The sequence below is a fragment of the Luteibacter sp. ME-Dv--P-043b genome, assembly GCF_030209605.1.
Classification (GTDB): domain Bacteria; phylum Pseudomonadota; class Gammaproteobacteria; order Xanthomonadales; family Rhodanobacteraceae; genus Luteibacter.
In genome coordinates this window covers 123,338-133,710 of sequence record NZ_JARVRT010000026.1, presented here as the reverse complement: position 1 = coordinate 133,710, position 10,373 = coordinate 123,338, and the positions used below count along the sequence as shown (strand labels likewise).

The following is a 10,373-nucleotide window of genomic DNA, read 5'->3' as shown; positions in this document are numbered from 1 at the left end:
TCATCCTCTGAGCGAGTTCGGCCGCTTGCGGCCGCTGCTCGAGCGCAGAGGGTGATCACCCGGCGCCTCCTCCCCGCACCCTATGAGAGACAGCGGCTCCGGTTTCAGTACGGGCCGTGGTCACGCACCAAAGATGTTATGTGAGGCCAGGCATGCCCAACAGCGAGAGCGCGTTGGGGACCGCCTCGCCTCGCGCGGTGTTGTCGAAAATGCACCAGACGTCCTTACCACTGTGACGGGCCTGCTCCATCCGCTGAGCGATGCTCCGGATGAAGGGCTCGTCGTAGGCGGAGTAATAAACCTGCGGCGTACCGTGCAGTCGTAGATACAACAGGCGCCCGTCGTCGGGGGGTTCGACATCCGCCACCGGCGACGGGTGGGCCCATACACAAGAGACGCCCGCCTTGTCGAAGACGGCGGCGCCCCGATCGGTGAACCATGACGCATGGCGCGGTTCGCACGCCACCGGCACGCGTGTCGCTCGACGCAGGGCGGCGAAGAAGCCCGTGGCTGTTTTCACGTCCAGTGCAAGACTGGGCGGAAGCTGGACGAGGAGGCAGCCGAGGTGGTTTCCCAGCCCGCCGGCCTGCTGGAGAAAAGCGTCGAGCGGCTCTTCGACCGCCTGCAAACGCCGCTCGTGCGTGATCGCGCGGGGCATTTTTACGCTGAAGCGGAAGGCCTCAGGCACGCTCTGGGCCCAGCGGCGGTAGGTTTTTTCCTGGTGCGGGCGATAGAACGACGAGTTGATCTCGACGCAGGGAAACACCTTCGCGTAACGCTCGAGGTGGCTGCCTTCCCCGGGAAACGCCGACGCGACTTTCGAGGAAAGCGACCAGCCGGCGCATCCCACGCGCACGGCGGCTTCCCGGTCGTCATGATGCTCCCGCCATGCCGGCGCGTCGGTGTCCCGGGTCGTGTCGTCGTGCTTATCCTTTCGTTTCACGGCCTGCCTGCGACGTGGGCGTCCGGTCGCCTGACCGGCATCGCCCGAATGACATCACTGGACAAGCCACTGGAACGTGAAGTCGCCGCCGACGGCAGTCCCCTGGACTGACCGGACGTCAACGCCCCAGCGCAGGGTCCGACACGGACGGGCGCCCATCCTCCCGATGCCCGGCGAACCGCCGCAGGAACAGCGGGTCGACGTCGCTGGTGGCGGTCAGGTCGTACCAGTGGTCGCAGCCGCCGATGTCCCAGTGGCTCTCCACGCGCTGGCCCGGCAGCAACCAGTACCGTCGGGGCACTTCGTCCAGATAGTCGTTGGGGGCGATGGTGACCGCGCAGGGGCGGCCGCCGTCGTTGCTGACGACCAGGTGCAGCTCGCCAGCGCGCCGCCCGCGGACCAGCGTGACCTCGGGCAGCGCGATGCCGGGGTGGTCGCTGCCCTTGTCGGGCTGCTTGCCGCTGAACTGGCGGAGGAAGCCGTTGGGGCCGTGCACGACGAGGTCATAGGCATCGCCGCTGTATGCGCTGGTCCAGTGATCCGACAGCTTCTTTCCGGCTTCCACGGTGTAGGTCCACGGCCCGTCCTTGCGCAGCGACGAGGTGACGTGGAAGCACGCGCCCATCGCGCCGCGGTTGCCGAAGTCAAGGAGATAACGACCCTGTTCGCGATCGACGCGCCCGGTCACCTCCAGGTCGTAGGCCAGCGCACGCGCCGGGCGCTGGCCGCGTTCCTGCCGCGGCAGCCGCTGCTCGCCGGGCGGTACCGGATGGTAGTCGGCATGGGTGGCCTGATCGGGCTCGTAGGCCTTGGTCGGGGGCAGCGACGGCACGCGGCCATCGTGGCCATCGAAGTCGAAGGCACGCGTCAGGTCGCCGCAGACCGCACGCCGCCACGCCGAGATGTTGGGCTCGGCCACGCCGAACCGCTGCTCGAGGAAACGCAGGATCGACGTGTGGTCGTAGGTCTCGGAACACACCCAGCCGCCCTTGCTCCACGGCGAAATGACCAGCATCGGCACGCGCACGCCGAGGCCGTACACGCCGGGATCGAAACCCTTGCCCCCGGGATACACCTCGTTGTCCGCATTCACGGTGGACAGGCCACGGTCGCGCGAGGTCGGCGGATAGGCGGGCACCACATGGTCGAAGAAGCCGTCGTTCTCGTCGTAGGTGATGAACAGCGCCGTCTTGCTCCACACCTCGGGATTGGACGTCAAGGCGTCCAGCACGCCGTCGATGTACCAGGCGCCGTAGTTGGCCGGCCAGCTCGGGTGCTCGGTATAGGCTTCCGGCGCGGCGATCCAGGACACCTGCGGCAGCGTGTCGGCCATGACGTCCTTGTGCAGGATGTCGAACAGCGACTGGCCGGTGGTGGTCTGTGTCCCGGTACGGGCCTTGTCGTAGAGCGGGTTGCCCGGCTCCGCGTCACGGAACCGGTTGAAATACAGCAGCGAGTTGTCGCCGTAGTTGCCGATGTACGGATTCTTGCCCCAGCCCCACTTGCCTGCCGCGTCCAGCCCGGTGCCGATGTCCTGGTAGATTTTCCAGGAAACCCCTGCCGCCTCGAGGCGTTCCGGGTAGGTGGTCCAGCCGTAGCCCTTCTCGTCGTTGGCCAGGACGGGGCCACCGCCCTGCCCGTCGTTGCCGACGTACCCGGTCCACATGTAATAGCGATTGGGGTCGGTGGAGGACAGGAGCGAGCAGTGATAGGCGTCGCAGAGGGTGAAGGCATCCGCCAGGGCGTAGTGGAACGGAATGTCTTCCCGGGTGAGGTAGGCCATGGTGGTGGTGCCTTTCGAGGGCACCCACTGGTCGTACCTGCCTGCGTTGAAAGCGGCGTGCGTGTCGTTCCAGCCGTGCGGCAGGTCTTCGATGAACTGCAGGCCCAGGTTGTCCGCCTGCGGGCGGAACGGCAGCACGTAGTCGTCGCTGCCGGCAGTGAGCGGCTGGTGCCAGACGGTGCGGCCGGAAGCCAGCGTCGTCGTTCGCGGGTCGCCGAAGCCGCGCACACCGCGCAGGCTGCCGAAATAATGGTCGAACGAACGGTTTTCCTGCATGAGGATCACCACGTGCTCGATGTCCTTCAGTGTGCCGGTACGCCGTGCGGCGGGCACGGCCAGGGCTTTCTGGATCGACATCGGAAGTGCCGTCGCCGCCAGGGCGGCGCTTGCGGCACCGAGGGAGAGCTTGAGGAAATGCCGGCGATCAGTCATGCGTATACCCGTGCGCTGGGAAGGGAGCCCTTGCGTCGGGTATTGTCGCGGCGGGTTGTTACAGTTTTCTCATCCTCACGGGGGCAACATGGTGGTGCAAGGACTGGACGCGCATCGGCGCGTCCTGGTGCGCGTGCTGGGACTGCTGGTCGGCGTCGCCGTGATCGGCGTGGGTTCGTATGCCTTCGTCGTCAACCTGCAAACCCACGCGGACCTCACCTTCCTGCGGTTTGCCAAGGACCTGTTCACCGGTTTTGCGGCGTTCGCGGCCTTTGGCCTCACTTTTCGCAGCGTCCGCATGGCCGGCTGGACGTTGTCGGCGTCGCTGCTCGTATACCTTGCCTGGTATTACGCGCTCACCCCGGTCGTCAGCCTGCCCTCGGCGCTGTTGCCCCTGGTCATCATGATCATCGCCGCCTATGTGGCGGGACGCAGGGCACTGTGGATCTTCATGGCCGCCACCGAGGTGGTGGTGCTCCTCTCCGCCGTCGTCGAACTGGCCGGCGCGGAAGCGCCGCTGGACATCGATCCCGCCTTCATCGTCGCGTTCCTTCGCCAGGTCTTCCAGATCGCCCTCGTCGCGGTGCTGGTCGACCGCACGGTCGTGGTGCTGAGCAACGCCCTGGATTTTTCCGATCAGCAGCGGCGCAAGGCGGAACAGCTTTTCGTGCGCCTCGGCGAACAGGCGGAAATCACCATCAGCCTGCAGCGCCAGGTGAGCCGGACCGCCCAGTCCGAGGCCGCCGCATCCCTGGCGACGGCGGTGTCGCACGACCTGGGCAACCTGCTCAACGTCATCGTCGCCTACGTCGAAAAGGCATGGAGCCACGTACGCCATACGGAGGGCGTGCTGGCCGATTCGTTGAACGGTATCGAGGCCGCCGCGGATCGCGCCGTGGACCTCAACCGGCGCATCACCTCGCTGGCACGTGCCGCGCCGCGCCAGGCCACGCCCATCGACCTGGCCACGGTGCTACCGGGGATCGTGCCCCTGCTCGCCATGACCCTGGGTCAGGCCATCGAACTGCGCGTCGATATCGGGCCCGGCGATCACCGGGTGGCGTTCGACGAGCCGTGCCTGGCCCTGATCCTGCTGAACCTGGCCACCAACGCGCGCGACGCGATCGACGGTCGCGGGGTCGTCGACCTGGCCTGCCGCGCCGACGACGGCCAGTCCGTGCTGATCTTCACCGACAACGGCAAGGGCATCCCGGAATCCCAGCGGCACACGGCCTTCGAACCGTTCTGGACGACGAAAGGCCCGGAGCGCGGCACGGGGCTCGGTTTGTTCAGTGCACGCCAGATGGCGGAATCGCTGGGTGGCCAGCTGGTCCTGGCGCCCTCGCCGGACGCGGGTGCGCGCTTCGAATTGCGCATGCGTCGCGCCGGGGTCGCCTACGACTCCAGCAGCCCGTAACCGCTGCCGCGGATGGTGACGATTTCCAGCTTCGGTTCGGTGGTGCGGACCACCTTGCGACGCAGGCGATGGATGAGTACGTCCAGGCGGTGCGGGTCGAAGTCGGCGGTATTGCCGGTAAGGGATTCGATCAGCGCCTCGCGTTCCACCGGCCGCCCCTGCTCCCGGCGCAGCCGCTGGATGATGGTGCGCTCGGCCTCGGTCAGGGCGATCAACTCGCCATCGGGGCCATGGAGGTACCAGCCCTCCCGATCGGATGCGTCGCTGACCACGGTGCCGCCACCGGCGGACGTCGCGGACCACGTGCGCCTCAGCACGGCGTGCAGCGCCGAGGCCAGCAATCCCACGGTCACCGGCTTCATGAGGTAGAGGTCGCCCCCCAGCTGGAAGGCCGACAGGCCGGCGGACTCGATGGGGAGCGCACTGAGCGCCACCATGCCGATCTGCGATCCGCTCGCCCGCAGGTGCTGGATTACCCGTAATCCGCTACCGCTGGGCAGGTTGACGTCCACCACCAGCAGGTCGAAGGCGTCGGCTGTCCATTGCTCGTAGAACTCGGTGGCATCGGGAAACGTGCTCGTGGCGAACCCGTAGCATTCCAGGCCGGGACCGAGCAATTTCTCGCGTAATTCCTCGTCGTCCTCGATCAATGCAACCCGTGCCAGCACCATCGAACCCCAAGTTACCGAATATGTGCCTTTAAGCTACCCGCACGAGGGGTAGAAAGCCACCGCCACCCGAATGGGTGACGGTGGCCTGAGGCGCGGTAACAGGCCGCGGGGCTGATTACAGCGTGTAAAGCCCCATGGCCGAGAACGACGTGCCGGCCGCCATGCCCGAGACCAGCAGGTAGTACGTGCCGGCGGCGGCGTTGGTCAACGTGACCGATTCGTTGTTGCCCACGTGTGCCGAGGTGTACTGGGCCGAGCCCACCGCCGGCGCCGTATCCTTGCTGACCAGCAGCGTCACGTCGCCGCTGCCGCCCAGGGTGCGCAGGGTCAGGGCGCGTGCCTTGGACGGCACGACCAGCTTGAACAACACTTCAGAGACGGTGCCGTCGGCCTGGAACTTCGTCGTGACCCCGTTGGACAGCGGCAACGCATCCGCCGCCGGGTCGCTCTGCACCATGGCGCGACTGACGGCCGCATAGGTGTCGAGGATGCCTGCACCGTAGGCGAGCGTGGGCTGCTGCGGGAAGGAACGCGCGGTGCGGGCCAGATACGTCTTCACCTGCCCGGGGCTCAGTGCGGTCAACCCGGCCTTGGCGCGGGCGCTGATCATCAGGGCAACCGCACCGGACACTTCCGGCGTGGCCTGGGAGGTGCCCGCCATGCTGCCGTAGGTCGGCGTCGTCGGCACGGTTTTACCCGCATTGATCGCCGACCACGCAAAACCCGCGGCGACCAGCGTGCCCGACGATGCATCGTTCGCATAGCCACCGCCACCCGGGGCCGACAAGGTCACGACCGATCCGTAGTTCGAGTAGAACGCGGGCTTGCCGGTGATGCCGTTGGACGCCACGGTGATGACCCCGGGGCAGTTGGCGGGGCTGGTGGTCGATGCATCCTGCGAACTGTTGCCTGCCGCCACCACGACGGTGACGCCGCGGCTGATCGCATCGGCGACCGCCTTGCCCATGTCGGTCGTCGTGTTGCACACACCGCCGCCGCCCAGGCTCATGCTGATGACCTGCGCAGGGTGCGTATTGTCATCCAGCCCGTCCACGTGGCCACCCGCCGCCCAGACGATCGCATCGGCGATATCCGAGGTGCTGCCACCGCAATGGCCGAGTGCGCGCAGCGGCAGGACACGTGCCTTATAGGCCACGCCGGCCATGCCCACGCCGTTATCGGTCAGCTCCGCCACGTTGCCCATCACGTGCGTGCCATGCCAGGTGCTGTCTTCGGGCATCACGTTCACGTTGTCGACGCAACCACCGTTGCTGGCCAGGTACGTCGAGCCCGTCGTCCAGTCGCCCAGGTCCCACGCCCCCTTGGCGCGGCCGTCGGCCGACCGGCCGGAGACGAACGCCTCGGAGATGAAGTCGTAGCTGTCGTCGGTCAGGCTGGTATCCAGATCCGGATGCTGCGTCGCGCCCGTGTCGATGACGGCCACCACGACGCCGTCGCCCTGCGCGAGCGACCACGCCTTGACCGCGTTCGAACCGCCGTAGTTGGCGAATGCCTGGGTGTCCTTGCCGATCGTCTCCATCGTGCCGTCGCCGGCGCGGAAGTGCCACTGGTAGGAAAAGCTGGGATCGTTGGGCGTGCCGGTGGTCGCGTCGGCGGGACGCAGGTCGCGGAAGACGTGCATGCGCACGTCCGGCTCGATGGACAGGACCGTGGGATCGGCGGCCACCTGCTTCATGAGTTCCAGCGCGCTCTTGCCGTCGAGCGCCTTGCCGGTGCGTACCACCGTGCCGCCCGAGGCGGTGGTGCGGGCATAACGGAAATCGGCCGAGCGCATGGCGCTGGTCATGACCGAACTCGCCTTGGCATTCATCGCCGATCGCGCGGCGGTGAACGTGCGTACGGCCGTCGCCCCCTGCACGGGCGTGCCCGGCTTGAAACGGACGATGAAGCCGTCGATCCGGTCGCTCGCGGCCAGCGGAAGGCTGGCCACTTTCAGCGTGGTATCGACCGCCTGCGCGGACACGTTCGCTGCGACCAAGGACAGCGCGACGCCGCAGATCCACCCCATGGATACCGATGTTTTCACGTGATTTCCCCGTTTGCCGTTCTTTGGATGATTCATGTCGTTTCCCCCGATGCCCGTTACCAGCCGAAGCTGACGCCCACGGTGCCGCTGCTTTCACCACCGCCCGCGAGCGAACCGCCCACCAGGATCGCGCCGCTGCCGGGCAGCTGGTGCGCGTAACCCACGGCCAGCGCGCTCTGGCCGTGGTAGCCACCCGCCGCCGCACTGACGCGGTTTTCGGTTCCCGCCGCCGCGGCAATCGCGCCGGCCATGCCGCTCATCGCCGCACCCATCGCACCGACCCGGGAAACGCGCGTGTCCAACGTGCCCAGGCGTTGCTGCACGCTGTTGGCGAAGCCGTTGAAATCGCTGCGGCTCACCATGTCCGCGGCACGCGTGTCGGTATAGGCCTTGGCCGAACCCAGCGTTTGCGCGTCGCCGCGATCCGCATAGGTCTGCGCCGCCTGGATCGCCTGGCTGGTGGCCGTGTCGAGCTGGCCGCGGTTCACCGCATCGGTGCTGCCCTGGCCCGCAGCCACGTTGGTCACCCGCCGCGTCGCCCCGGCACTGCCCACCGACACCGTGTCGGCCTGGTCGGCCACCGATCCTGCGCCGAGTGCCACGGCATTGGCCGCGGTGACTTGCGCGCCCTGCCCCAGCGCCGTGCCCGAGGGGCTCTGCACCGAACTGCTTTCGCCGACGGCGACCGAGCGGGTTGCCGCGGCCGCGACGGTCGCGTTGGCGCCGACCGCAGTGCTCTGGTCCGCACCGACGATGGCACCGCCGCCGATCGCCGTATCCGACGGACCGACGGCCTTCGACCCGCCGCCGATCGCCGTCGCCTTGTCACCACCGGCGCTGGCCGTATTGCCCACCGCAACGCCGGTCGATGCCGCCACGGAGGCACCGTTGCCCATCGCCACGCCCGAAGCCGCGCCTGCCGGGCCGGAGCCCATCGAGCCCAAGGCCGTATCCAGCGCGCCGATGGCGCCGGCGATCGTCGTGAAGTCCTGCCCCAGCACCGAGACGTGGAACCCGCCCAGCTGCCCCGCGGAGTCGAGGACGGCACCGCCGCCGACCATGCCCGCCACCGAGTTCAGCGACTGGGTGAGCTGCCCACCGCTGGTCGCCTGCTGGTTTCCCACCACGGTGCGTAGCTGCGCCACGTTCACCGCGTCCGTATCCTGCGTGCCGGCGGCAACGTTCACGATCTGGCGCTCGTGGCCCGTGCTGCCGATCGAAATCGTGTTGTTGCGGTTCGCGATCGCATTGGATCCCAGTGCGACGGCGTCGTCGACGATGCCTGCCGTGCCGACCGGCAGGCTGCTGTCGCCGACCTTCGCTCCCGACCCGATGGCGACGGAACGGCTGCCGTTGATCTCGCTATCGGTTCCGATGGCGACATCGCGGGAGAACACCACGGGTGCCTCGTCGCCTTCGGGAATGTTCTGGCGCCACACCATCACGTTGGAGCCGATGGCCACGCTGTAGTCCGCCTGCGCCCAGGCGGCGTTGCCCAGCGCGGCAGCATAGTTACCGGTCGCGTAGCTACCGTTGCCGACGGCCGTCGCGTTTGTTCCATACACCGTGTTGAAGGAGCCCACCGCGGTCGAGCCCTGGCCATGGACCCTGTTACCCGAACCCAGCGCGGTCGCCCAGTCCGCGTTGGCCTCGGTCCGGTCGCCGGCGGCGAACGAGTCGTAGCCCGTGGCAGTGGTGTAGTAGCCCATGGCGATCGAGCGGACGCCCGAGGCCGCCGACATGGCGCCGATGGCGGTCGAGCCGTATTCGGTGGCCTGCGCACCGCCGCCGAATGCGCTGGAGAGCCGCGCGGTGGCCTGCGTATTCTGCAGCTGGACGCCCGCGAAGTCTTCGCCCAGCTGGTCCACCAGCACGTCGACCACACCGCCGACGGCCACCGCGGAGCGGTCGTTCGCATACGAACCGGAGCCGACCGCCGTGTTGAAGATGCCGTTGGCCCGCGCGCCTGCGCCCAACGCGGTCGATGCGAGTCCGTTGGCCTGCGTGGTGGTGGCCGTGCCGAAGACGGGAGCGCCATCGGCCGTCTCGTTACGGCCGCCCAACGCCACCGAGGCCATCCCTGACGCGCTGGCGTTACCGCCCACCGCCACCGCATTCGCGTTCGACGCCGAGGCGCCATAACCGCCGGCGAAGGCGAGCTGGCCGATCGAGGATGCCTGCGCGCCCACGGCGACCGCCCCGTTGCCCAGGGCCAGCGACGAGGAGCCGAGCGCGGACGATTCGCTACCGGATGCGAACGCCGAGCGACCCAGCGCCACCGCGCCGTCGCCATCGGTAACGGCTTGCGAGGTATCGTCGGCGGACGCACCCACACTGAGATACGTGCCGGCGACATGCGTGGCCTGCTGGAGCTGGCCGACGTTCACTGCATCGGTCGTTTCCGTACCGGCGGCGACGTTGACGAGCTGGCGCTCCGCGCCGACATCACCCACCGATACGGTGTTCTCCCGCGAGGCGACCGACGATGCGCCGATCGCCACGGCGTTGACCGCGGTGACCTGCGCTCCCACGCCGACGGCCACGGCATTCATGACGCCTGCGACCGACGACGCCCCCAGCGCCAGTGCGCCCTGCCCGCGGGCCAGCGCGTTGCCGCCCAGCGCCGTGGCATCCTGACCGTTCGAGATTGCGCTGCCGCCGATGGCCGTGGCGCGGTCGCCACTGGCGAGCGAGCTGTTGCCGTAAGCGGTCGCTTGCTCCCCCGTGGCCGTGGAACCCTGCCCGCAGATCGTGGCATCGGCATTGCCCGATCCCGATGTGTTGGCCGTGCAAGCCGTCTGTGCATTCGCGACGGCATGCTGCCCCATCGCCAGTGCCAGGGACAACGCCATCACGCTCATACGCAGCGTGTTGCCCGATGCACGGGTGTGGTTGCCCTGACCGGCCGCGTTGCGGCCAGTATCGTTACCAGTACCTGTCATTTCTCGCCCCCGCGAAGTTCGCCCTTGAAGAAGGGCCAACGTTCACAGAACCGACATAGGAATGTCACGCACGGAAGCTCTCGGAACCTCACGGAAGGTCATGGGCACGCGATGCATGCCCATGACCAGGCCGTTGCA

Annotated in this window: 6 protein-coding genes; 1 reads left to right on the top strand and 5 read right to left on the bottom strand. The window is 67.9% G+C overall.

Annotation, left to right across the window (positions count from 1 at the left end; translation table 11 throughout):
- Positions 1–136 precede the first annotated feature (136 nt).
- Positions 137–850 (bottom strand): DUF72 domain-containing protein, encoded by a 714-nt coding sequence (locus tag QRN34_RS14640; protein WP_345782905.1) that lies wholly within the window; start codon positions 848–850, stop codon positions 137–139.
- 211 nt (positions 851–1,061) lie between these two features.
- On the bottom strand, positions 1,062–3,158 hold the full coding sequence (locus tag QRN34_RS14635) for a phospholipase C, phosphocholine-specific (RefSeq protein ID WP_285405499.1): 2,097 nt from the start codon (positions 3,156–3,158) through the stop codon (positions 1,062–1,064).
- Positions 3,159–3,246: 88 nt separating this feature from the next.
- Here QRN34_RS14635 and QRN34_RS14630 point away from each other — a divergent pair, with 88 nt between their 5' ends.
- Positions 3,247–4,575: a HAMP domain-containing sensor histidine kinase gene (locus QRN34_RS14630; protein WP_285405497.1), complete on the top strand. Its 1,329-nt coding sequence runs from the start codon at positions 3,247–3,249 to the stop codon at positions 4,573–4,575.
- Here the strand turns inward: QRN34_RS14630 and QRN34_RS14625 are convergent.
- The 3 genes from QRN34_RS14625 to QRN34_RS14615 all read right to left on the bottom strand — a co-directional run bounded on the left by QRN34_RS14625 (position 4,554) and on the right by QRN34_RS14615 (position 10,235).
- The gene (locus QRN34_RS14625) at positions 4,554–5,246 is read right to left on the bottom strand and encodes a response regulator transcription factor (RefSeq protein ID WP_036141795.1); all 693 of its coding nucleotides are present in this window, start codon (positions 5,244–5,246) and stop codon (positions 4,554–4,556) included. The two genes, QRN34_RS14630 and QRN34_RS14625, sit on opposite strands and share 22 nt — an antisense overlap.
- 115 nt (positions 5,247–5,361) lie before the next feature.
- Complete coding sequence (locus tag QRN34_RS14620) at positions 5,362–7,293, bottom strand: S8 family serine peptidase (RefSeq protein ID WP_285405494.1); 1,932 nt, start codon at positions 7,291–7,293, stop codon at positions 5,362–5,364.
- A gap of 56 nt (positions 7,294–7,349) precedes the next feature.
- The gene (locus QRN34_RS14615; protein ID WP_285405492.1) at positions 7,350–10,235 is read right to left on the bottom strand and encodes an adhesin; all 2,886 of its coding nucleotides are present in this window, start codon (positions 10,233–10,235) and stop codon (positions 7,350–7,352) included.
- Positions 10,236–10,373 lie beyond the last annotated feature (138 nt).